The organism is Streptosporangium vulgare (assembly GCF_042428775.1).
Lineage (GTDB): Bacteria > Actinomycetota > Actinomycetes > Streptosporangiales > Streptosporangiaceae > Streptosporangium > Streptosporangium vulgare.
Map to the genome: position 1 here is coordinate 67,201 of NZ_JBHMBS010000004.1, position 22,936 is coordinate 90,136.

The 22,936-nt window shown below is 71.6% G+C and carries 16 protein-coding genes; 14 read left to right on the forward strand and 2 right to left on the reverse strand.

Annotated features, from left to right (window positions below):
* The first annotated feature begins 320 nt into the window (after positions 1-320).
* The 6 genes from ACFFRH_RS09870 (at position 321) to ACFFRH_RS09895 (ending at position 7,332) form a co-directional block, all read left to right on the forward strand.
* A complete protein-coding gene (locus ACFFRH_RS09870) occupies positions 321-1,388 on the forward strand; it encodes a D-alanyl-D-alanine carboxypeptidase family protein (RefSeq protein ID WP_386155801.1) in 1,068 nt (355 codons plus the stop codon).
* Positions 1,389-1,612: 224 nt separating this feature from the next.
* Positions 1,613-2,260, forward strand: a complete 648-nt coding sequence (locus ACFFRH_RS09875) for a GntR family transcriptional regulator (protein WP_344749493.1) — start codon at positions 1,613-1,615, stop codon at positions 2,258-2,260.
* Between the two features lie 127 nt (positions 2,261-2,387).
* On the forward strand, positions 2,388-3,068 hold the full coding sequence (locus ACFFRH_RS09880) for a cysteine hydrolase family protein (protein WP_344749492.1): 681 nt from the start codon (positions 2,388-2,390) through the stop codon (positions 3,066-3,068).
* A 3-nt stretch (positions 3,069-3,071) separates the two neighbouring features.
* Positions 3,072-4,688, forward strand: coding sequence for a SulP family inorganic anion transporter (locus ACFFRH_RS09885; protein WP_344749491.1), 1,617 nt, complete (start codon positions 3,072-3,074; stop codon positions 4,686-4,688).
* A 222-nt stretch (positions 4,689-4,910) separates the two neighbouring features.
* Positions 4,911-6,824: an allophanate hydrolase gene (gene atzF / locus ACFFRH_RS09890; RefSeq protein WP_386155804.1), complete on the forward strand. Its 1,914-nt coding sequence runs from the start codon at positions 4,911-4,913 to the stop codon at positions 6,822-6,824.
* 91 nt (positions 6,825-6,915) lie between these two features.
* Positions 6,916-7,332, forward strand: a complete 417-nt coding sequence (locus tag ACFFRH_RS09895) for a RidA family protein (RefSeq protein WP_344749488.1) — start codon at positions 6,916-6,918, stop codon at positions 7,330-7,332.
* Here ACFFRH_RS09895 and ACFFRH_RS09900 read toward each other — a convergent pair.
* On the reverse strand, positions 7,316-8,266 hold the full coding sequence (locus tag ACFFRH_RS09900; RefSeq protein WP_386155806.1) for a TrmH family RNA methyltransferase: 951 nt from the start codon (positions 8,264-8,266) through the stop codon (positions 7,316-7,318). The genes ACFFRH_RS09895 and ACFFRH_RS09900 overlap by 17 nt on opposite strands.
* A complete protein-coding gene (locus ACFFRH_RS09905; RefSeq protein WP_344749486.1) occupies positions 8,259-9,032 on the reverse strand; it encodes a DUF4184 family protein in 774 nt (257 codons plus the stop codon). Before ACFFRH_RS09905 ends, ACFFRH_RS09900 begins: the two co-directional genes overlap by 8 nt.
* 163 nt (positions 9,033-9,195) lie before the next feature.
* On the opposite strand from ACFFRH_RS09905, the gene ACFFRH_RS09910 reads away from it, so the two are divergent.
* From ACFFRH_RS09910 to ACFFRH_RS09945, 8 genes are all read left to right on the forward strand, one after another.
* On the forward strand, positions 9,196-9,825 hold the full coding sequence (locus ACFFRH_RS09910) for a cation diffusion facilitator family transporter (RefSeq protein WP_344749485.1): 630 nt from the start codon (positions 9,196-9,198) through the stop codon (positions 9,823-9,825).
* A 396-nt stretch (positions 9,826-10,221) separates the two neighbouring features.
* The gene (locus tag ACFFRH_RS09915) at positions 10,222-12,012 is read left to right on the forward strand and encodes a substrate-binding and VWA domain-containing protein (RefSeq protein WP_386155809.1); all 1,791 of its coding nucleotides are present in this window, start codon (positions 10,222-10,224) and stop codon (positions 12,010-12,012) included.
* Between the two features lie 201 nt (positions 12,013-12,213).
* The gene (locus ACFFRH_RS09920) at positions 12,214-14,832 is read left to right on the forward strand and encodes a sigma factor-like helix-turn-helix DNA-binding protein (RefSeq protein WP_344749481.1); all 2,619 of its coding nucleotides are present in this window, start codon (positions 12,214-12,216) and stop codon (positions 14,830-14,832) included.
* Between the two features lie 521 nt (positions 14,833-15,353).
* Positions 15,354-16,481 (forward strand): GNAT family N-acetyltransferase, encoded by a 1,128-nt coding sequence (locus tag ACFFRH_RS09925; RefSeq protein WP_344749480.1) that lies wholly within the window; start codon positions 15,354-15,356, stop codon positions 16,479-16,481.
* A 156-nt stretch (positions 16,482-16,637) separates the two neighbouring features.
* Positions 16,638-17,471, forward strand: a complete 834-nt coding sequence (locus ACFFRH_RS09930; RefSeq protein ID WP_344749479.1) for a glycosyltransferase family 2 protein — start codon at positions 16,638-16,640, stop codon at positions 17,469-17,471.
* Positions 17,472-17,473: 2 nt separating this feature from the next.
* Positions 17,474-18,424, forward strand: a complete 951-nt coding sequence (locus ACFFRH_RS09935; protein ID WP_344749478.1) for a glycosyltransferase family 2 protein — start codon at positions 17,474-17,476, stop codon at positions 18,422-18,424.
* Complete coding sequence (locus ACFFRH_RS09940) at positions 18,421-19,224, forward strand: polysaccharide deacetylase family protein (RefSeq protein WP_386155812.1); 804 nt, start codon at positions 18,421-18,423, stop codon at positions 19,222-19,224. Before ACFFRH_RS09935 ends, ACFFRH_RS09940 begins: the two co-directional genes overlap by 4 nt.
* A gap of 267 nt (positions 19,225-19,491) precedes the next feature.
* Entirely contained in the window at positions 19,492-22,899 is a 3,408-nt protein-coding gene (locus ACFFRH_RS09945; RefSeq protein WP_386155814.1) for a hypothetical protein, read from the forward strand.
* The last annotated feature ends 37 nt before the right edge of the window (positions 22,900-22,936 follow it).

Here is a 22,936-nt window from a genome sequence, read left to right on the forward strand (position 1 = left end):
GACGGCCGCCCGGCCCCGGGTGCGCCGAGCGGGGAGGCATGACAACCCGTGGGCCGCGCGAACCCGGATGTGCCGGGCGGACACCGGACGGGCGGAGCGTACGACAACCCGCGTGTCACGCGAATCCAGGCGTGCCGGGCGGACACCGGACGGGCGGAGACGTGCGACGACCTGTGTGCCGCGCGGATCCGGAGGTGCCCCGGGTGAGGCCGTTCTCGCGATCGTCCCTTCACGTCCGCCCACGGCACCGATGTCAACTTTTCCATAGCCAAACCGCTAACTTCCGCATATCAACGGTGGCCTCTGTCAGCATGGCTCGCATGCATCACGGGGGAAGACGCCTCACAGCCCGCGCCGCGCTGGTCACCGCGGTAACCCTGGCCACCGTGTCTCCGGTGCCCGCCCTGGCAGCGGGAGCCTCGGCACCCGCGCTGACCGGCAGGTCTCCGGCGCATGTCCAGGCCACCGGAGCCCTGTCGTCCGCGCCGTCCGCGCTGACCGCCGCGCCGCCCACACCGCCCGCGCCCCGCGCGTCCGTCCTCACCGCCGCGCCCGGCACGCCCGCCCTCACGTCCGGCACGTTCGCCTTCACCGCCGCGCCCGCCGCCGGGCGACGCGCCTCCGTGCCCTCGGTGCCGGGACGGGCCGCGTACCTGTACGACGCGGGCACGGGAACGATCCACCTGAGCAAGCAGGCGGGGAAGCGGATGCCCGTGGCCAGCCTGACCAAGGTGATGACGGCGTACGTCGTCCTCAGGGAGGCGAAACTGGACGACACCGTCACGATCCAGGCGGCGGACGTACGGCACGCGGCGACGAACGGCGCGACCCACGCCGCCCTGCGCGCCGGGGAGCGGCTGACCGTCAGGGACCTGCTCTACGCGGTCATGCTCCCCTCGGGGGCGGACGCCTCCCATGCCCTGGCCCGCGTCTACGGTCCCGGCAACGCCGCGTTCGTGGCGAAGATGAACGCCACGGCCCGCTCGATGGGGCTGGCCGACACCCGTTACGCCAGTGCCGACGGCCTGCCGAAGCCGGCTCCCGGCTACTCCACCGCCCTGGACCAGGCGAAGCTGGCCGATCTCGCGCTGCGCGACCCGCTGCTGCGGATCATCGCGTCCACCAGGCGCCACGTCGTGGCGAAGTCCAAGGTGCACCGGGCACACTCCTGGACCAACTCCAACAAGCTGCTCGGCAAGACGCCCGGGGTGATGGGCCTGAAGACCGGTTACACCAGCGCCGCCGGATACTGCCTGTCCTTCGCCGCCGACCGCGACGGCCACCGGCTCGTCGGCGTCATCCTCGGCGAGTCCAACGCCGACCGGCGCTTCCAGAGCGCGACGCGGCTCCTCGACTGGGCGAGCGAGCAGGCTCCGTCCGAGCTGTGAGGACCGAGCCGTGAGGACCGGGCTGTGAGAAGCGAGCCGTGAGGACGGCGGGAGCGGGGTGCTCCCGGCTCCGAGGCGTGTTCGAGCGTGCCGGGGACCCGCCTCGGGCACGAACGCGAAGAGCGCGTGAACCGGGCCGCCCCCGGCCGCGCCGCCATCCCGCGCGCGGGAATCCGGCCGAACTCTGAGAGAGTTTGTTCCACACGTCGAGAGGAGTTGGACGGGTGGAACCCGATGGGGAGCTGAAACACCCCAGCCTGGTCGAGCTTTCGATGCGGCGGCTCCGTCACGAGATCCTCTCCGGCGCCCTCGCGCCGGGCGAGCGGCTGATCGAGGAGCAGCTCACCCAGCGGTTCGGCATCAGCCGGGCGCCGCTGCGCGAGGCGCTGCGGTCGCTCGGGCAGCAGGGGCTGGTGGAGCACCTGCCCCGGCGGGGAGCCCGCGTCACCGAGCTGACCAGGGACGACGTGGACGAGCTGTTCGGGCTGCGCGACGTGCTCGAACGCTACGCGGTCGAGACCGCGCTGCCGCTCTCCGGGGTCCACGACATGACCGCGCTGGCCGAGGCGTTGGAGGGCATGGCGTCGGCGGTGCGGCTGGACGACCCGCTCAGCGAGAACGAGGCGCACCGACGCTTCCACGTCGCGCTCGTCGCGCTGGCGGGCCACCGCCAGCTGCTGATGGCGTACGAGCCCGTCATCCTGAAGCTGCAGCTCTACATGGCCGCGAACCTGCGCAGGGAGGCCGAGCAGCGGGCCCCGTCCGAGGGGGTGGAGCGGCACCGGCGGCTCTTCGAGGCCATCGCCTCCGGCGACCCGGCCACCGCCCTCGACGCCCTGTCCCGGCACGGGGCACGCACATACATCGGCTGACCAGCCGGCCGGGGGCTTCCTCACGCTCTGATCCGTTCCGCTAACAGAAGCGTAACCGGGTGGGAAAACCGCCGACACAATTCTGTCGACAATCGACAAAAGGAGGATCCGAGGGACGGAGTCAACGTTGTCCGATCCGCTTCTCGTCGAGGCCGAGCCGTACGCATACGGATTCGATCCGCGACACACAGCGCTGCTGCTCATCGACATGCAACGGGACTTCGTCGAGCCCGGGGGTTTCGGGGAGACCCTGGGCAACGACGTGTCCATGCTGCGGCGGGTCATCCCGCCGCTCCAGGAGGTGCTGGCCGCCACCCGCGCGGCGGGGATGACCGTCATCCACACCCGAGAGGGGCACCTGCCCGACCTGTCCGACTGCCCGCCCGCCAAGCTCGGCCGCGGCTCGCCGTCGCTGCGCATCGGGGATCCCGGCCCCAAGGGAAGGATCCTGGTCCGCGGCGAGTACGGCCACGACATCATCGACGAGCTGGCCCCCGCCGAGGGCGAACTCGTCGTCGACAAGCCCGGCAAGGGCTCCTTCCACGCCACCGACCTGGACCGGACCCTGCGGGCGGCGGACATCCGCAGCCTGATCGTCACCGGCGTCACGACCGAGGTGTGCGTGCACACCACCGTCCGCGAGGCGAACGACCGGGGTTACGAGTGCCTGGTCCTGTCCGACTGCGTGGGCTCGTACTTCGCCGAGTTCCAGCGGTACGGGCTCGAAATGATCGCCGCCCAGGGCGGCATCTTCGGCTGGGTCGCCCCCTCCGGCGGCTATCTCAAGGCACTCGAAACACGGAGCTGACCGATGACCACGACAACCGGCCCCGTCAAACTCAAACTCCCCTGGTGGGTCAGCGGGGACACCAACGCCTTCTTCGGCCTCGGCTTCAACGTGATGGTCAACGTGCTGGTGCTGAGCGGCCTCTGCCTCGGGGTCGTCCACCTGCCGGGCTCCGACGTCTTCGGCGTCATCCTCCCGGCGATGGGCATCCAGCTCCTGATCGGCAACGTGTACTACACCTACCTCGCCCGGCGGCTCGCCCGCCGCGAGAACCGCACCGACGTGTGCGCGATGCCGTACGGGCCCAGCGTCCCGCACATGTTCATCGTCGTGTTCGTGATCATGCTGCCGACCTACCTGGCGACCAGGAATCCCCTGCAGGCGTGGGTGGCGGGGCTGGCCTGGTGTTTCATCATCGGCGTCATCGTGCTGATCGGCGCCTTCGTGGGTCCGTACATCCGCCGCTTCACCCCCAGGGCGGCGATGCTCGGCACCCTGGCGGGCATCTCGATCGCCTTCATCTCGATGCGGCCCGCCGCGCAGATGTGGGAGGCGGCCTGGATCGCGCTGCCGGTGCTGGTCATCATCATGGTCGGCTTCTTCACCGACCTGAGGCTGCCGGGCAACATCCCCGTCGGGCTCGCCGCGCTCCTGGCCGGTACCGCGATCGCCTGGATCGGCGGCTACATGAACCCCGCCGACGTGGGCGCCGCCGCCGAGAACATCGCGGTGAGCCTGCCGTCGCTGAACATCGACCGTCTGCTCGAAGGGCTGAGCCAGGTCTCGCCGCTGCTCGCCACCGCCATCCCCCTGGGCATCTACAACTTCACCGAGGGCATGAGCAACGTGGAGAGCGCCGCCGCCGCGGGCGACTCGTACAACCTGCGCTCGGTGCTCCTGGCCGACGGCGCGGGCGCGGTGGTCGGCTCGATGCTGGGCTCACCGTTCCCGCCCGCCGTCTACATCGGCCACCCGGGGTGGAAGTCCGCGGGCGGCCGTACGAGCTACTCGATGGCGAGCGGCGTCGTGATCGCGCTGTTCTGCTTCCTCGGCATGTTCGCGCTGCTCGGCGCGGTGCTGCCGACGCCCGCGATCGTGCCGATCCTGCTCTACATCGGGCTGCTCATCGGCGCCCAGGCCTTCCAGTCGGTGCCGAAGGCGCACGCGGTGGCCGTGGTGATCGCGATCATCCCCAACATCGCCTCCTGGGCGCAGGGCTACATGGACAACGCGCTCGCCGCCGCGGGGACCAGCGCGCGGGAGGTCGGGTACGACACGATCGCGCAGAGCGGGACGGTCTACGAGGGGACGGCCCTGCTCGGCGGCGGCGCCGTGCTCGCCGGTCTGATACTCGGCTCGATCACGGCCTTCGTCATCGACCGGTCGTTCCTGTGGGCCGCCGGGTACGCCTTCGCCGGCGCGGCCCTGGCCTTCGTCGGCCTGATCCACGGTGAACGGGTCGAGTGGAACGCCAACGGCCAGGTCTCGCTGGGCTACCTCTTCGCGGGGCTCATCCTGCTCGCCTTCATCCTCCTCAAGCCCAGGCCGTCGGACGAGACGGCGGTCGCCGCCGACGAACCCGAGCCGGCCGCCACGAAGCCGGTCACCGCGGGTCCGTCGGCGGCCCCCGCCACCTCGTGAGCGCCGCCCCGCGAACCGGCCGACACCGGCCGACACCGGTCGGCACCGGTCGGCACCGGCCGCGGGGCACGCCGCACGCCGCACGCCGACGCTCCTCGCGAACCGATCCGCGCCTCCACGCCTCCACGCCCTCGTGTCTCCGCGCCCTCGGTCTCCGCGCCGGGCACCGAGAACGCGTGACACCGGGAACCACGTACACACGCGTACACACAGGAAAGGCACATGCACCCTCCGCCTGATCCGGACAGCATGCCCACCCCCGCCCCGAACAGCACGGACAGGCCGCTCCGCCTGGACCTGGAGAGCCTCTCCGGCCTCTACCGCTCCGGGGCGGCCCGCCCCGCCGACGTCGCCGGGGAGGTGCTCGCGCGGATCGCGGCGCGGGGCGACGACCACGTGTGGATCACCCTGCGCCCGGCGGCGGACCTGCTCGGCGACGCGGCCGAGCTGACCCGCCGCTGGCCGGACCCGGACACCCGCCCGCCGCTCTACGGCGTCCCGTTCGCGGTCAAGGACAACGTGGACGTGGCCGGGCTGCCCACCACCGCGGCCTGCCCCGCCTACTCCCACGTCCCGGAACGCGGCGCGCCGCTGGTGGAACGGCTGCTCGCGGCGGGCGCCCTCCTCGTCGGCAAGACGAACCTGGACCAGTTCGCCACCGGCCTGTCGGGCACCCGCAGCCCGTACGGCGCCTGCGAGTCGCCGCTGCTCCCGGGCCTGATCTCCGGCGGGTCCAGCTCGGGCTCCGCGGTGGCGGTGGCCGCGGACCTGGTCTCGTTCGCCATCGGCACCGACACGGCCGGGTCGGGCCGGGTGCCCGCCGCGCTCACCGGCACCGTCGGGGTCAAACCGAGCCGGGGCCTGGTCAGCACGCTCGGCGTGGTGCCCGCGTGCGCGTCGCTGGACTGCCCGAGCCTCTTCGCCCGCTCGGCCGCCGACGGCCTGGCCGTCCTGTCGGTCATCGCGGCCTTCGAACCCGCCGACCCCTGGTCACGGGAACTCCCCGCCCCCGGCCCGGTGCCGCCCGTCGCGTACCCCCTGCGGATCGGGGTGCCGCGCGCCCCGGAGTTCTTCGGCGACACCGCCGCCGAGGCCGCCTTCGCGGAGGCGGCGGGACGGCTCACCGGCCTCGGCCACCGGATCGTCCCCGTCGACCTCGACCCGTTCCTCGCCGCGGGACGGCTGCTGTACGAGGGGCCGTGGCTCGCCGAACGGCTCGCCGCGGTCGGCGACTTCGTGACCCGCAACCCCGGCGAGGTCCACCCGGTCACCCTGAAGGTGCTGTCCGGCGGCGGCGCGCTCAGCGCGGTGGACGCCTTCGAGGGGCTCCACCGCCTGCGCGCGCTGGACGCGGAGACCCGGCGGGCGTGGGCCTCGATGGACGTCCTCGCGGTCCCGACCGTGCCCACCACCTTCACCGTCGCGGAGATGCTCGAAAGCCCGATCGAGCGCAACGCGGTCCTCGGCCACTACACCACCTTCACCAACCTCCTCGACCTGGCCGGGATCTCCGTACCCGCCGGGACGACGACCACCGGCCGCCCGCACGGCGTCACCTTCCTGGGACCGGCGGGCTCCGACACACTCCTCGCCGGTCTCGGCGCCGCCTTCCACGGCCTGACCGGCGGCCCCGCGGCTCCCGTCCCGGACACACGATCGGCAGCCGCCTCCGTACCGGACACGCGGTCGACGGCCATCCCCGTACCGGACGCCCGACCGGCGCCCCCGCACGCTCCGGAAGCGCGAGCGGTGCTCGCCGTGGTCGGCGCGCACCGCTCGGGCCAGCCGCTGCACGGCCGGCTCATCTCCCTCGGGGCCACCGGCCTGGGAACCGCCCTGACCGCCCCCCTCTATCGCCTCTACGCCCTGAACGGCGGCGACCTGCCACTCCCCGGGCTGGTCCGCTCGACCTCCGGCGGCGTCCAGGTGGAGGTCGAGCTGTACGACCTGAGCCCGTCGGCACTCGGCGTCCTGCTGACGCAGACCGCCCCGCCTCTCGGTCTCGGCACGATCCGGCTCGCCGACGGCCGCGCGGTGCACGGCTTCCTCTGCGAGCCGTACGCCACCGAGGACTCCCCCGACATCAGCCACCACGGCAACTGGCCGGCCTATCTCCTCTCCCTGCCACGGCCCTGACGACCCGGCGACGGCCTCAGGGTCGTTCCGCGCTTGGTGGTGGCGAGCGCGGAACGACCGTGCGCCGAGGTCGGTTGCTACGGTTCTCCGCATGACTGAGCGGTTCGCGATCCTGAGCGGTTCGACCTTCGAGGAGCAGATCGGATACGCGCGGGCGGTGGTCGACGGCGACCGGGTCCACGTGTCCGGAACGACCGGCTACGACTACGCGACCATGACGATCTCCGACGACGTGGTCGAGCAGGCCGAGCAGTGCCTGCGCAACATCGGGGCGGCGCTGGGCGAGGCGGGCTGCTCGTTCGCCGACGTCGTCCGGGTGCGGTACATGCTGCCCGACCGCGAGGACTTCGAGCCCTGCTGGCCGACTTTGCGCCGCCGCTTCGGCGAGGTCCGCCCGGCCGCGACGATGCTCGTGTGCGGTCTCGCCGACCCCCGGATGAAGATCGAGATCGAGGTGGACGCGCGACGTTCCCCGGCGTCGGCGGAACCCGTCAGCCCGCTCGCATGAGGCCGTGGCAGGCGATGGCGGCGGCGGCCACCACGTTGAGGGAGTCGACGCCCAGGCCCATCGCGGCCGGGCTCATCGGGATGCAGACCGCCTCGTCGGCCTCGCGCAGCCAGCGGGAGGAGAGCCCGTCCCCCTCCGAGCCGAGGAGCAGGGCCACCCGATCGGCCATGGTGACCTTGTCCATGGGGGTGGCGGACTGGTCCGGGGTGAGGGCCAGCGTCTGGAAGCCCGCCCCGCGCAACTCGGCCAGGCCCGCGTACCAGTCGGTCATCCGGGCGTACGGGATCGCGAAGACCGCGCCCATCGAGACCTTCACCGAGCGCCGGTAGAGAGGGTCGGCGCAGCGCGGCGAGAGGATCACCGCCTCCACGCCCAGGGCGGCGGCGCAGCGGAAGATGGCGCCGACGTTGCCGTGGTCGACGAGGTCTTCCAGGACCAGGACGCGCCGGGGCGCCGGGGGTTTCGCGGGGGCCTTCCGCGGGGCGCGAGGGCTCGATCCGAGTTCGTCGTCCGGGTGCGCCGTGTTCTCGACGAGAGCGCTTCGCGTGGCGGAGGAGCCCGACCGCGCCACCTGCTCCGCGGGAGCCCTTCGTGACTCGCGACCCGCCAGGAGGTCCGTCACCCCGGGAAGGGGGAGGCGTTCCATGGCGGCGAGGGCGCCCCGGTGGACCTGGAAGCCGGTGACGTCCTCCATGACGGCGTCGTCCACGACGTGGACCCGGTCGCCGAGCGGGCCGAGGAGGTCGGCGAGGGGACCGGCCCAGCGGGAGGTGAGGAGGATGGAGCGCACGGGGTAGCCCGCCGCGACGGCGCGGCGGATGACCTTCTCCCCCTCGGCGATGAAGAGGCCGTGCTCGGCCTCCATGCTCTTGCGCAGCTCGACGTCGCGCAGGTTGGCGTAGTCGGCCAGGTGGGGGTCGATGGCTTCAGGCACCCTCGAATACTGCCATGACCCGCCTGAGCTGCCATATCAGCGTGTAGACGAGCAGCACCACGCAGCAGCCGACGACCACCCCCGCGCCCAGCCTCGTCACGAGCTCGGCGTTGCTGCCCGGGGGGAAGGCCACCGCCCAGGCGACCGCGCCCAGCGGGATCGACACGGCGACGGCGAGGAGCACGGCCGCCCGCTCACCGGCGGGCAGGCGCAGCCGCTCGGGCACCGGCCGCGGCTCCATCCCGGCCAGCCCGCGCCAGGCCCACCACAGGACGACCGCCAGGCCGATCACGGTGGAGGTGTACTGCAGCAGGCGGAACAGGGAGATCACCCCCGCCACCCGGGTGTCCAGCCAGCTCCAGCCCCACAGGGCCGAGCTGTACGAGTGGGTGAAGGAGTCCCAGAGCTTGTGGGTGAGGGCGCCCACGACGCCTCCGGCGATCACGGCGGGCAGCCGCCGCAACCCGTACATGCCCGGGGTGAGCGAGGCGGCGCGCCCGGCGAGGGCGGGGGGCAGGAGCGCGGTCAACGGGTCGCGGGCCACCAGGTGGAAGACGGCGAGCAGCACCACGACGGCGAACGGGTCGATCGTGAGGACGCCCCTGACGGAGTGCCAGATCATGTAGTCGGGCAGGAACGGGAAGAAGATCGGCAGGTCGGGCACCATGGCTCCCAGGGCGAGGGCCCAGGGGTCGAGGAACCGGCGCATCCGCTCCGAGGAGATCAACGGCAGCACGGCTGCGACGTGACTGGGCGTGAACGGCACGGGTTTCCCTCCGACGATCTGCTGGACGAATCAATCTTGCGACACGGCCGCCTCGTGGGAGCAGGCCGCTGTCGTCACGTGGAGCCTCGCCGCTTTTCCGTCTTCCAACACTCCGCGACGGATAGATTACCGAGCGCCGTCGAGTGGGTACCCGGAGGTCGTCGTGACCGACCAGATCGTGCTGGCGCCGCCGAGCGCCGAGTGGCTGCGCGACGCCCGCAGGGCTCGCGCGCTCTCCCTGGCCACCCTGGTCTGGCTGGGCGTCGAGAGCGTGCTGGGCATCGCCGCCGGTGTGGGGGCGCACTCGGTCGCCCTCATCGGCTGGGGCGTGTCGGCCCTGGTGGAGGCGGCGGCCAGCCTGATCGTGGTCTGGCGGTTCACCGGGGCGAGGACCGGTTCGGCGCACGCGGAGGAACGGGCCCGCAGGGCGGTGGCCGTCAGCTTCTGGATCCTCGCCCCCTACCTGGTGCTGCACGTGGCGCACGACCTGGACGCGGGCCACCGGGCCGTGCCGAGCCTGCTCGGGATCGCGGTGACGGCGGCCAGCGTGGTCGGCATGCCGTTCCTGGGAACGGCCAAGCGGCGGTTGGGTGCCCGGCTGCACTCGGCGGCGACCGCGGGCGAGGGGACACAGAACCTCCTGTGCGCCCTGCTCGCGGCGGGGGTGCTGGCGGGAATCGCGCTGAACTCGGCCGGGTGGTGGTGGGTCGATCCCGCCATGGCGGTTCTGCTGGCGGCGGTGGCGGTACGCGAGGGCCTCAGGGCGTGGCGCGGGCACTCCTGCTGCCACTGAGCGCCTTTCCCCTCCGCCGTCACGGAGTTCCCCGCCCGCCGACGCGGCCTGGCCGCTCGTGGCCTTTCCTGTCACCGGACACGCGCCCCCGCCGGCCGCCGATCTCCCCGTCGCCGATCTCCCGCTGTTTCCGCGGCCCGGCCAGGTGGTCTTCTCCGCTGTTTCCGCGGCCCGACCAGGTGATCTTCTCCGCCGCCGGGCCGCCACCGGGCCGCCACCGGCCGTCGGCGGCTCTCACGGACACAGGGCTCCAGGATCGACACAGAGGGTAACAGCGGTACCGAAATGCGTTTTTTGCCCCAGTAACCATTCCCAGTACAGTTCCGTGAATATTGCGGACTACCTCCCGATAGGGTGACCCGCTAGCTCCATGACATCGACACCGAAGAGGACATCGTGGGCGGACGTCACCGGACGGATGAACTCGAGGACGGCTACACCCCGTACAAGGAACCGCAGCCCAGGCGCAGGCGCGGGGGGCGGGGCAAGGTGCTGGTCCCGCTGGCCGGGTCCGTCGCCCTCGCGGTGCTGCTCGGCGTCGCCGCGTTCGTGGTCATCAACCGTGACCGTGGCGCCGGGGGGTGCGGGGGCGAGGCGCTCCCGGTACGGATCACCGCCTCCCCGGACATCCAGCCCGCCCTGTCCCAGATCGCCGAGCGCTTCAACAAGGCCGCCCACGACGTCGACGGCAGGTGCGCCACGGTCACGGTGACCAAGGGTGTCTCGGCGACCGTGGCCTCCTCCTTCAGCGGCGGCAAGGCCGCCGCGATGGACATGTGGATCCCGGACTCGAAGCTGTGGGTGACGAACCTGCGGGCCAGGAACCAGGAGGTGCCCGAGGCGGGCGCGTCCGTCGCCAGCTCCCCCATCGTCATGGTGGCCTCCGGCTCGGTGGTGCCGAACCTGAAGAAGAGCTTCGGCGAGGCCAGCTGGGGCGGCATGATCAACGCCGCCAACGTGGCCAACGTGGACGGCCCCGGCCGCAAGGTGCGCGTCCTCGTGCTGGATCCCTCGCTCAACGCCGCCGGGCTCGGCGCGCTCCTGGCCGCCGCCGGGGTGGCCAGGGCCTCGGGCGCGGGCGAGGAGCAGCTGGTCGGCGCGCTCAAGAGCCTGTCGGGATCGACGTCGACGGTCCGCGACCAGGACGCGCTGCTGTCCAGCCTCGGTGTCAAGGGCAGCAAGGCCCCGCTGGGCATCTCCTCCGAGCAGGGGGTCTGGGCGTTCAACAAGGTCAAGAAGCCCGAGGTCCCGGCCGTGCCGCTCTATCCGGCCGAGGGGACCATCAACCTCGACTACCCGGTGGTGGTCGTCGCCGAGGACGCCGCCGTGCGCAAGGCCGCCGAGGCGTTCCGCAAGGAACTGGGCAGCGAGGCGTCCAGGAAGACGCTGCAGGAACAGGGGTTCCGCACCCCGGACGGCAAGGGCGGCAAGGCGATCTCCGGCTCCGCCGGTTTCCAGGCCAAGGCCCCCCAGGCGATCGAGCCGCCCGACGGCAAGACCGTCGCGAGCATGTCCCAGACCTGGTCCCGGATCAAGCTGGGCACGAGGCTCCTCACCCTGCTGGACGTCTCGGGCACCATGGCCCTGCCGGTGCCCGGCACCGGGCTGACCCGGATGCAGGCGATCAGCAGGATCGCCGTCGAGGGCATGAAGCTCTTCCCGGCCAAGAGCGAGATGGGACTGTGGGAGTTCTCCACCCATCTGAACGGCCAGGGGGTCGACTACCGCGAGACGGTCCCGGTCGGCCCGCTCACCGAGGACATGAACGGCGTCCTGCGCAGGGACGTGATCAACCAGAGGCTGGTCGCGGCCCGGGCGAAGTCGACCGGCGACACCGGGCTCAACGACACCCTCGCCGCCGCCTACGAGCAGATGACCGACGAGTACCAGAGCGACAAGATCAACACGGTGCTGATCCTCACCGACGGCGCCGGCAACGACGACCCGGACGGCGGGATCAGCAACCAGCAGATCCTGAAGCGGCTCAAGGACCGGTTCGACCCGGAGAAGCCGGTCAGTGTCCTGATCATCGCCTTCGGCCCCGACGCCCCCAAGGGCAAGCGCCAGATGGACGCCCTGGCCAAGGCGACCGCCGGTGACGCGTACATCGCCAAGAACATCCTGGAGGTCAGGAAATTCTTCCTGGAAGGCATGAAGCGCAGGCTCTGCGCTCCCAACTGCGACTGACTCTCCCACCCCATCTTCACCCTGTACGGCTGGTGTCACATCGACACCAGCCGTAGCAGTTTTACCAGGTCATACCGTGTCGGCATGATATCGACCCCTTTGGTCAACCGGTTGCCGGGAGGTGACGTCCTACGCGTGTGGGCTGGAACGGGTGAGTGGTGAAACCCGTGAACGAGCCCGTCTCGCGGGGGAGGAATGTCCGTGCCCGGATGGCCGGCCGTCGGCCGAACCGACGATCAGAAACTCGTTGAGGCGCTGCGGCGTGCCGACACAACGGCGCCCGCGAGCCTCTACGACTCCTATGCCGAACGTCTCAACGACTACGCCCACTCGCTGCTGGGCGATCGTGAGGCCGCCGCGGGCGCGGTGCACGACGCCCTGGTCGCGGCCCAGGGCGGCGTGGACCGCCTGCGCGAACCCGGCCGCCTGCGCGCGTGGCTGTACGCGCTCGTGCGGATCCGGTGCGGGGACGAGGGACACGGCGACCCGCGGAAGCCGTCGCCGCCCGACATCCACGACGACCCGGGCGAGCGGGAACTGGCGGCCCTCGTCCACGAGGCGATGGCGGAGCTGAGCGGGCAGGAGCGCGAGGTGCTCGAACTGTCGCTCCGCCACGACCTCGGCAGCGGCGAGGTCGGCGCGGTGCTGGGACTGACCTCCCGCCAGGTCACGGCGAGGCTCGGCCGGGCCCGCGACCACCTGGAGAACGCGGCCGCCGCCGTGGTGCTGGCCAAGGTCGGCCGGGCGCACTGCCCCGACCTGTCGGCGATGGTGGACTCGTGGGAGGGCCCCCTCACCACGCTGCTGCGCAGGCGGCTGTCGGCCCACATCGGCCGCTGCGAGGTCTGCGTCGAGCGCAGGGACCGGCACGTCTCGGCCGGGCGGCTGCTGGACCTGGTCCCCCTGGCCTACCCCCCGCTCTCCCTGCGCCGCCGGGTGATCGAGACCTGCGTGAACCCGGAGGCGCGCGAGGAGCGCGCCGCCATCGTCGCCGGGAACGGCTTCGACAAGGCCGGTTTCCCCGTCGCGGCCGAACGGCGCTCCGGGGGCCGCCGGTGGGGCGGGAGGAAGGGCGCGGGCAGGCGGGCACGCGACGAGCGACCCGCCGCGAGCGCAGGGGCCACGCCCCCCGAGGGCACCCGCTCCCGGCACGCGGCGCCAACCTCGGACGCGGGAACGTCACTCCCGGACGCGAGGGCGTGGCCGGCCGGGAGTGAGGCGCGGTACGAGGGGAGGCGGGCCGGTTACGCGGAGACCGGGACGCGCTCCCCGGAGAGCGGTCCGCTCCACCCCGGGACCGGGACGGCTCCGAGGTACGTGCTGGCGTCGCCCTCGGACGGCGAGCCCGGACGCGCGGCGGCGTGGACGGACGCCGAGACCCCGCGCGCGTCGAGGCCCGCGGGCGGCGAGACACGGCACACGCCGCCCCCCGGGAACGTCGAGGCCTGGCCGGCACCGGCCGTGAGCGCGGAGGCGTGGCCGGCTCCGACGACCAACCCCGACGCCTGGCCGGCGCCCCCCGCGGACGGCGAGGCGTGGCGCACCGCACCGCCCGCGAACCCCGGGATGTCGCCGGCGTCGTCCGGGGACGGCGAGACCTGGCGCACGCCGCCGTACGCGAACGGCGACGCCTGGCGCACGTCGTCCCCGGACGACGAACCGTGGTCCACGTCATCCGCGGACGGCGAACCGTGGGCCGGGCGGTCCCACGACGGCACGGCATGGTCCGGGGAATCCCACGACGGCGAGGCGTGGGCCGGGCGGTCCCACGACGGCACGGCGTGGCCCGCGTCGTCCTCGGGCGGCGCGGCGTGGCCCGCGTCCTCCGCGTCCTCCGTGTCGTCGGCGTCGGCGGCGTCGGCGTCGGCGTCGGCGGCGTCCTCCGCGACTTCCGTGTCCTCCGTGGACGGCGAGGCGTGGCTCGGGGAGTCCCCCGCGAACGGTGAGACCCCGCCCACCCCGCCGGCCGGCGGCACCGAGGTCTGGCGTACGTCACCGGCGGACACCTCCGGGGCACGGCCCACGCCACCGGCGGGGAGCCCCGGGGCGCGGCGTGCGTCGTCCGGCGGCGAGGGGAAGCGGAGGACGGAGACGCCGCCCGCGCGGCGGCGGCGCGGGCGCGGGGGGCCCTTGCTGCTGGCGGCGCTGTGCGTGCTGGCCGCCACCGGGGCGGTGGTCGTGGTGGGCGGGCAGGACCTGGCCGGAGGGGCGTTGAGGGACCCCCAGACCGCGCCGGGCACGGAACCCGCGCTGATCACGCTGGAGCCCGGCCCCGAGCCGGAGCCCGACCCGCTGCTGGAGGACCCGGAGACGGAGGCCGCGCCGACGCCCACACCGAGGAGAAGCCGGAGGACCGAGACACCCGTTCCCGCCCCCACCGCCACCGCGACGCGACCGGCACCGAGCCGCGCGCCCACGGCGGGGCGGCCCCGCCCCACCCGCACCGCCACCACGCGACCCGCGGCCGGACGGCTGAGCGTCTCGTGTCCGGGCGACATCGGGGAGGGGGCCGGGCAGATCCGGCTCGCGGCACGCAACGCCACGGTCTCGTGGTCGGCGACCACCTCCGGCGGGCTCGACGTGCATCCCGCGCGGGGACAGCTGAAGGCCGGTGCGAGAAGCGTGATTTGGGTCACGGCCAAGGACCCGTCGGAGAGCGGCACCGGACGGGTCGCGTTCAGGTCCGCCGGGGGCAACGCCGGATGCGCGATTTCCTGGGAAAGCCCTGAACCCGACGCCTCCACACCTCAGGACGACCCGGCCCCCGACCCGACTCCCACCCCCTCCGCCGGAGCGAGCTCCGAGGGGGCCACGGGCTGATTCCCGCATCTCGTTTTACCTAACAACGACACTTCTCCCGGGGATCCGGTAAACCATGGACTGGTGCCGAGCGTCGGCATTGACGTCCATGCTGAGTGATTGGTCACATGAAGAGCGCGATCAGTCACATCATTACCAACCAGGAGCTCGGAGATGTCGGTCAAACGCAGGGTGCTCAGATGGGCACTCACCCTCGCATGCGCCGCGGGGGCCGTGATCGCCTTAGCCGACATCGACACTCCGTTACGCTTGATCCTTACGCCCCTGTTTCTGTTGGTCGTTCCCGGCGCCGCGGTGGTAGGACTGTTGCGTGATCGTGACCCGCTTGCGGCACTATCAGTGGGTGCGGCAGCGAGCCTGGTGGTGAACGTTCTCCTGGCCGCTGCCATGCTTACTTTTGACGCATGGTCGCCCCGTGCCGGAGTCGCGACGATCGCGGTGCTCGGCGGCTTCATATACGTACTACGCGTGTTGTATCGGGGGAGCGGGAGCTTGCAGACCGAACAGGGGGCCAGGTCAAGGTGAACATCGTCATCGTTCGCCCCGGTGACCTCGGGGAGTCCGAGATCTCGCGATGGCGGGAGTTGCAGGTGGCGGATCCGTCGCTGGACAACCCCTTCCTCTCCGTGGAGTTCACACTCGCCATGGGGCGGCTGCGTGACTACGTCCGTGTCGCGGTCATCCAGGACGGCGGCAAGATCGTGGGGTTCTTCCCCTACGAGCGCCACAACTTCGGGATCGGCAAGCCTCTCGGCGGCTTCCTGACCACCTGCCACGGGCTGATCTCGGTCCCCGGCCTCAAGCTCGACGTCCGGACCCTGCTGCGCGCCTGCAGGCTCTCCGTCTTCGACTTCGACCACCTGGTCCCCGGCCAGCCGACGTTCGCGCCGTACGAGTCGGACGTGCGCCCGGCCCCGGTGATGGACCTCAGCGTGGGCTTCGAGAAGTACATCGAGCAGGTGAAGGCCAACTCGCCGAAGAACCTCAAGACGGTCCGCTACAAGGAGCGCAAGCTCGGCCGCGAGCAGGGCGAGATCCGCTTCGAGTGGTACTCGCCCGACGCGGGCACGCTGCGCACGCTCACCAACTGGAAGTCCGACCAGTACCGCAGGACGGGCCGGGTCGACCGCTTCGCCCAGCCGTGGATCGTCCAGTTGCTCGACGAGATGCACGCGGCGAGGTCCGAGAGCTTCGCGGGCGTCCTGACCATGGTCTACGCCGGAGACACGCCCGTCGCCGGTCACTTCGGCCTCCGGACGGCGACGACCCTGGTGGGCTGGTTCCCGGCCTACGACACCGAGTTCGCGCGTTACTCCCCCGGCATCATGCACCACCTGCACATGGCCGAGCACGCCGCGAACTCCGGGCTGCAGCAGGTCGACATGGGCAAGGGCGGACGCGAGTACAAGAGCTGGTTGAAAAGCGGTGACCTCTTCGTCGCGGAAGGGCGCGTGTCGCGTCCCTCCCCGGCCGCCGCCGTCCACTGGATCGGTCGCACCCCGGTCAACAAGGCACGAACGATCGTCACGGATCGCCCGAATTTGTACAGGCTTGCTGACCGTGTCCTGAAGGGTTTCGGCCGTATGCGCTCCCCCGCGCAGAACCAATCAGGCACTCCGGTCGTCAAGGAACCATGGGGAGTGGGCTAGCCCGCTCTCCGTTCATCACCACACCACCCGCCAGGACCCTCGCATGCATCCCTCATCGCATTCGCCATTTCCGCCGATCGCCCCGATCGGCCGTGGCCCCGGGTCCGTCCGCCAGTCGCCCCTGACGACCGACCGCCCGGAAGGACAGCCGTCACAATGAGTCCCGAGATCACCAAGCACTACAACAACAGGAAGCCACCGCTGAGGGCGGTGCCACCCATCGAGCGGTTCACCCCGATCACCCCCAACATGGCGATCTCCCCCACCGTCAGCGTCGTCGTCCCCGCCATGAACGAGGCGGAGAACCTTCCGCACGTCTTCGCGACGCTTCCGCAGTGGATCGACGAGATCGTCCTGGTGGACGGCAACTCCAAGGACGACACCGTGGCCGTGGCCAGGAGGCTGCGTCCCAACGTCCGCGTGGTGCACCAGACGGGCAAGGGCAAGGGCGACGCGCTGTCGGCGGGCTTCGCCGCCTGCACCGGCGACATCATCGTGATGATCGACGCCGACGGCTCCACGGACGGCCGCGAGATCATCCAGTTCGTGGGCGCGCTGGTCACCGGGGCCGACTTCGTCAAGGGCTCGCGCTACGCGTCCGGCGGCGGCAGCGACGACCTCACCTTCATCCGCAAGTTCGGCAACAAGTCGCTCACCGCGCTGGTCAACAGGATGTACGGCACCAGCTACAGCGACCTCTGCTACGGCTACAACGCCTTCTGGGCCCGCCACCTGGACGTCCTCAACCTCGACTGCGACGGCTTCGAGATCGAGACCCTGATGAACATCCGCGCCGCCAAGGCCGGTCTCAAGGTCCACGAGGTCCCCAGCCACGAGCGCTGCCGCATCCACGGCGAGAGCAACCTGCACGCCGTCCGCGACGGCGTCCGGGTGCTGAAGACCATCATCCGCGAGTGGCGGAGCAACCCCGCCCCCGTCGTTCACGAGCCGGCCGCCGCCACCCCGGCCGCCGATCAGGGCGCCGCGTAGCCATGGGAAGCAGCGTCGTCATCTGCGTCTACACCGAGGACCGCTGGGATGACATCCGGGCGGCCGTCGAGTCGGTCGAGAACCAGACGCGCGAGCCGCACGAGATCATCCTGGTCGTCGACTACAACCCGGATCTCCACCTGAGGCTCAAGAAGGAGTATCCCGGCGCGATCGTGGTGGAGAACGCTCAGGAGAAGGGGCTGTCCGGTGGCAAGAACACCGGTGCGGCGACCGCCTCCGGCGACATCGTGGCGTATCTGGACGACGACGCCGTCGCGGAACCTGGCTGGCTGGAAGCGCTGGAGGAGGGCTTCCAGGACCCGACCATCGTGGGGGTGGGCGGGCTGACCAGGCCGCTGTGGGGCATCGGGCACCGGCCCGGCTGGTATCCCCACGAGTTCGACTGGACCGTGGGGTGCAGCTATCTCGGCATGCCCACGGAACGAGCCCGGATCCGCAACGTCATGGGCGGCAACGCGGCCTTCCGCAGGGAGGTCATCGGCGGTGTGGGCGGGTTCCACACCGGCATCGGCCGCAGCGTGCAGGGGCGCAAGCCCCGCCCGCTGGGCTGCGAGGAGACCGAGTTCTGCATCCGGCTCTCGCAGCGGATGCCGGGGTCGGGGATGCTCTTCGAACCGGCCGCGGTGATCGGCCACAAGGTGCCGCCCGTCCGCTCGACGTTCGCCTACTTCCGCTCGCGCTGTTTCGCCGAGGGCCTGTCCAAGGCGCTGGTCGCCCAGAGCGTGGGAGCGGGCGACGGACTGTCGAGCGAGCGCGCCCACGCGCTGAAGGCGCTGCCGCTGGGCGCGCTGCGCGGGGTCGGCGAGGCGCTGCGGGGCGACGTGTCCGGTCTCGGCAGGGCCGGGGCGATCGTCGTCGGCCTCGCCTGGACGACCTGGGGTTACGTCGTCGGCTCCCTTCGACTGAAGCTGAAGCGGGTGCGTTCGTCATGATCCGCGTACCGATCCTGATGTACCACTCGGTCTCCGACCGGCCCAACGCCGAGACGAAACCGCTCGCGGTACGCCCCTCGGCCTTCGCCGAGCAGCTGGCCTACCTGAAGGAGAAGGGTTTCACGCCGCTGACGGTGGCCGACCTGGTCGCCTCGCTGCACAACAACAACGGCCGCTCCATCCCGGAGCGGCCGGTCGTGGTGACCTTCGACGACGGGTACGCCGACTTCCACAGCGAGGCGCTGCCCCTGCTCGAACGCTACGACTTCCCCGCGACGGTCTTCCTGACCAGCGGATGGGTCCGCGACGCGGGCAAGGACGCGGCGGGCAGGCCCCTCGACACGATGCTGTCGTGGAGCCAGGCCCGCGAGGCCGCCTCGTGCGGCATGGAGATCGGCGGGCACAGCCACAGCCATCCCCAGCTCGACCAGTTGCCCGACGACGAGCTCCGCCAGGAGCTGCGGCGCAACAAGGCCCTGCTGGAGGACAAGATCGGTTCCCTGGTCTCGACGATGGCCTACCCGTACGGCTACTCCAGCGTGCGCGTGCGGCGCGAGGTGCGGAAGGCCGGATACTGGGCCGCCTGCGCGGTGAACAACGCCATCGCCGCCGACCGGCACGACGTGCTCGCGCTGCCGCGCCTGACCGTCGCCGAGGGCACGTCGATGAGGATGTTCAGCCGGGCGGTCGAGGGAAACCAGGTCCCGCTGATCTACATGCGGGAGCGCATGCTGACGAAGGGGTACGCCGTCGTCAGGCGCACGAGATACGGTCTGCGCAAGGTACGCGGCCAGGCCTGAACGGCCGGGTGCGCCCCGGGTGACGCGCGATCCGCGAGGCGGGTCGCGCCCCGGCGGCCGGCCCGGTGTGATCTGCGGTCCCCGCTCCGTCCGGTGTCCCCTCCCGTGGGAGCGGAGGCGCCGGAAGAGGGGCCGCCCGGCCGCGGTGACCGCTTCTCAAAGATCTACGCGAAGCGCCCGGACATGACGGATCCCACGGTGACTCGTCACACCCTGGTCCGCGTAGCCGCCATGATGTTAGACGTGAGGCAACGGGCAGGTAATGACGTGACGACGACGGGGGCGGCGGAGACCGCCGAGGTCGGGGAGATCGATCCCACCCACCCCGCGCCTTCGGACGGAACCCGGGCCGGGGCCGGCGGCGAGCCCACCGGCGCGGCGCCCTCCGGAGCGCCTGGCGACGAGGCTCCCGGCGAGCTCCCGGACGAGGAGATCGCCGATGGCGAGACTCCGGGCGAGGCGTCCGACGGCGGGACGTCCCGCAGGAGTCCGTACGGCAGGAGCCCGTACGACGAGGCTTCCGGCGGCGGGACGTCCGACGGTGAGACGTCCGACAGCGCTGTGTCCGACGGCACCGGATCCGACGCCGAGGAGGTCGATGAGGCTGAGGAGGCCGAGGACACTTCGGGGGACGACCTCCGTGCCTCCCTCGCCTCCCGTGACGGGGGCGCGGCGGACGACTCCACGGACACTTCGGATTCTTTTGATATCTCGGACGACACGGACTCCACGGACGCCGGAGACGACACGACGGACGACACGGACGCTTCGTACGACGCGGACCCCGAGACCGGCAGGGCGGACGACGCGGACTCCGTGCCCGACATGACGGACGACGCGGACCCCGAGGCCTACACGACGGACGACGCGGACGACGCGCCGGATGACAGCGTCTACGGCGACGATCCCGAGGTCACCGCCATCATCAGGCTCCCCCTCCGCCCGGTCGCCCCCCCACCCCCGGCCGGCGCTCCCGAGACCGGGAGGGCCGAGGCCCCGCCCGCGCCCCCCGAGGACGAGGACAAGAACGAAGACGGGGACGAGGACAGGGCCGAGACCACGGCGGAGATGCGCCTGCCCGGCCGGTCCGCGCCACTCCTCAAGCCCACCTCCCAGAAGCCCGCGAAACCTCCGGCGCCCCCCTCGGAGCTCTCGGAGCCTCCAGCGCCCTCAGGACCTTCGGCGCCCCCGCAGGACGAGGAGCCTCCGGACCCCTCACAGTCCTCGGACCCCTGGAAGCCCGCCGGGCTTTCCGGCGGAGAGCTGTGGGGAAGGGCCGCCGGGGCGCCCAGACGGCCCCTGGAGGACTCGAAGCCCCTCCCCGAGGTCACAGAAGCCCCAGCGGCCCACCAGGCCCCCCAGGGCACGCAGAGGAGCTCGGGGACCGGCTCCGGGACGGAAAAGGGGAAGGGAGCGGGCGAGGGGAGCCGGGGAGCCGGGAAGGCGATACCGGCGACCAGCGCCATGCCTCCGTTCGCGGCGATCCCCGTCGAGACCCCGGCCTCGACGGCCGCCACGTCCGCCGCCAAGCCCTCGCGCCTGCAGGCCGTGATGCGGTCGGCCATGGTGTGGCTGCCGCCGGTCCTCACCATCGAGGGCCTGATCATGTACGTGCTGGCCCTGCGCGTGGCGCCGGGCCCGCTGCGGGGCGTCGACCTGAACCGGATCGACGGCGTGGGCCTGATCTCGGCCATGCCGCTGACCGCGTTCGCCGCGATCCTGCTGATGGTCGTCGCGTTCTTCGTCACGATCGCCCAGAACACCGACCGCAAGTTCCTGCTGCTCTTCCAGATCGCGGCGATCACCTTCGCCCTGCACGGGGCGGCCGCCCTGATCGAGGACGAGGCCAGGTTCCACACGGCCTACGTCCACGCGGGCTTCGTGGAGTACATCAACCGCACGGGCGAGTCGTCGGCCATCCTCGACGCCCGCCTGGCGTGGCCGGGGTTCTTCGCGCTGGTGGCGTTCGTCACGAAGGCGGCCGGGGTCACCGACCTGACGATGATCATGCGGTGGACGCCGCTGCTGTCCAACCTGCTGTACCTCCTGCCGTTCGTGCTGATCCTGCGGCAGGTCGTCGCCACCACCCGGGCCCGCTGGTTCGCCGCGCTGCTGTTCGTCATCGTGCAGTGGATCGGCCAGGACTACTTCTCCTCCCAGGGCTTCACGTACGCGATCTACCTGGCCTTCGTGGCGATCGTGCTGCGCTGGTTCGGCAAGGTGGAGCCCCGCGAGAAACCGATGCCGGCCAAGGGGTTCGTCCGGCGGCTGCTGGCCCGCCTGGACGGGCTGACACCGGGCGAGCTGCCGCACTCCACCGGCGTCTACGACCGGGCCATCATGCTGATCGTGCTGATCGGCCTGTTCGCGACCGCGACCGCCTCGCACCAGATCACGCCGTTCATGATGCTCGGCGCGCTCACCGGCCTGATCCTGCTGCGGCGCTCCTCGCTCAGCTGGGGGCTGCCCTTCTTCCTGGGCCTGATGGTGCTGGCGTGGATCAGCTACCAGACGGTCGCCTTCTGGAGCGGGCACATCGACCAGCTCTTCGGCGGCCTGGGCCGGATCCTGGAGAACCTCCAGAGCAACACCGGCGACCGGATCGACGGCAGCGACCCCAAGCACGCGCTCGTCCTGATGGCCCGCCTGGGCATCTGCGGCGTCATCCTGACGCTGGCCGCCGCCGGCCTGTTCCGCCGCCTGCGGCGCGGCGTCGGCGACCGCGCGGCCCTGCTGCTGCTGTGCATCCCGGTGCTCGCCCTCGGCCTGCAGAACTACGGCGGCGAGATCGGCCTGCGCATCTACCTGTTCGCGCTGCCCGGCGCCTGCATCCTGGCCGCGTACGCCTTCTTCCCGAACCTCCCGGCGGGCACCGAGGACGCGCCTGAGGAGACGGTGCCGATCCGCAGGCGCAACATCCGGTTCAACCCGGAGCTGACGCGGCGGATCTCGCTGCTGCTCGCCGCCGGGTGCGCCATGGTGCTGGCGATGGTCTTCCTCGTCGCCCGGTACGGCAACGAGCAGTTCGAGCGGGTCTCCGCCAGCGAGGTCGCGGCGATGCACTACGTCTACGACCACGACAAGCCGAGCGCCCGCGTCCTCTACCTGGTCCCGCTGCTCGGCGAGGAGGTCACCCCGAGCATCCCGTGGGGCGAACGCGACTTCGACAAGATCTCCTACCAGCAGGTCCTGGTGGACAAGAACCCGGCCCAGCTCTCCTCGGTGATCGACAAGCTCAGGGTGTCGCCGCCCAACACCTATCTGGTGGCCACCCGGGGACAGGCCGGATACCTGCAGCTCAACCACGGCTTCCCGACGGACTGGGCGCCGAGGTTCCGTGCCGCGCTCGACGCCCACAAGGAGCTCAAACGGGTCTTCAACGGGGAGGACGCCGCCGTCTACACGCTCAAGACCTTCCCCGAGGGGGCCGAGATCCCCGAGCCGGGGGCGCCGACCGGCGGCAGCGACCCGACCTCTCCGTGGACGCCGATCGGCCTGGGCGCGCTGGGCGTGACGTGGATCGCGCTGTTCGGCTACGAGGTGGTCCTCCTGCGCGGCCGTGATCAGACGGCCAGGACGCGAAGGACGAGGAGGCGCGTCCTGTTCGTCGCGGTGCCCGCGTTCGTGCTGGCCGTCGCGGTGATCGTGGAGAGGTTCATCGTCATCGGGTCCTGACCTCTGTAAAGGACAAAGTCTCCCGGCGGACCACCGG

Excerpts from the sequence above, each read along its gene's own strand:
- ACFFRH_RS09870 (WP_386155801.1), top strand. The coding sequence starts at position 321 with ATGCATCACGGGGGAAGACGCCTCACAGCCCGCGCCGCGCTGGTCACC.
- ACFFRH_RS09885 (WP_344749491.1), top strand. The coding sequence starts at position 3,072 with ATGACCACGACAACCGGCCCCGTCAAACTCAAACTCCCCTGGTGGGTC.
- atzF (WP_386155804.1), top strand. The coding sequence starts at position 4,911 with ATGCACCCTCCGCCTGATCCGGACAGCATGCCCACCCCCGCCCCGAAC.
- ACFFRH_RS09895 (WP_344749488.1), top strand. The coding sequence starts at position 6,916 with ATGACTGAGCGGTTCGCGATCCTGAGCGGTTCGACCTTCGAGGAGCAG.
- ACFFRH_RS09930 (WP_344749479.1), top strand. The coding sequence starts at position 16,638 with ATGAGTCCCGAGATCACCAAGCACTACAACAACAGGAAGCCACCGCTG.
- ACFFRH_RS09935 (WP_344749478.1), top strand. The coding sequence starts at position 17,474 with ATGGGAAGCAGCGTCGTCATCTGCGTCTACACCGAGGACCGCTGGGAT.
- ACFFRH_RS09940 (WP_386155812.1), top strand. The coding sequence starts at position 18,421 with ATGATCCGCGTACCGATCCTGATGTACCACTCGGTCTCCGACCGGCCC.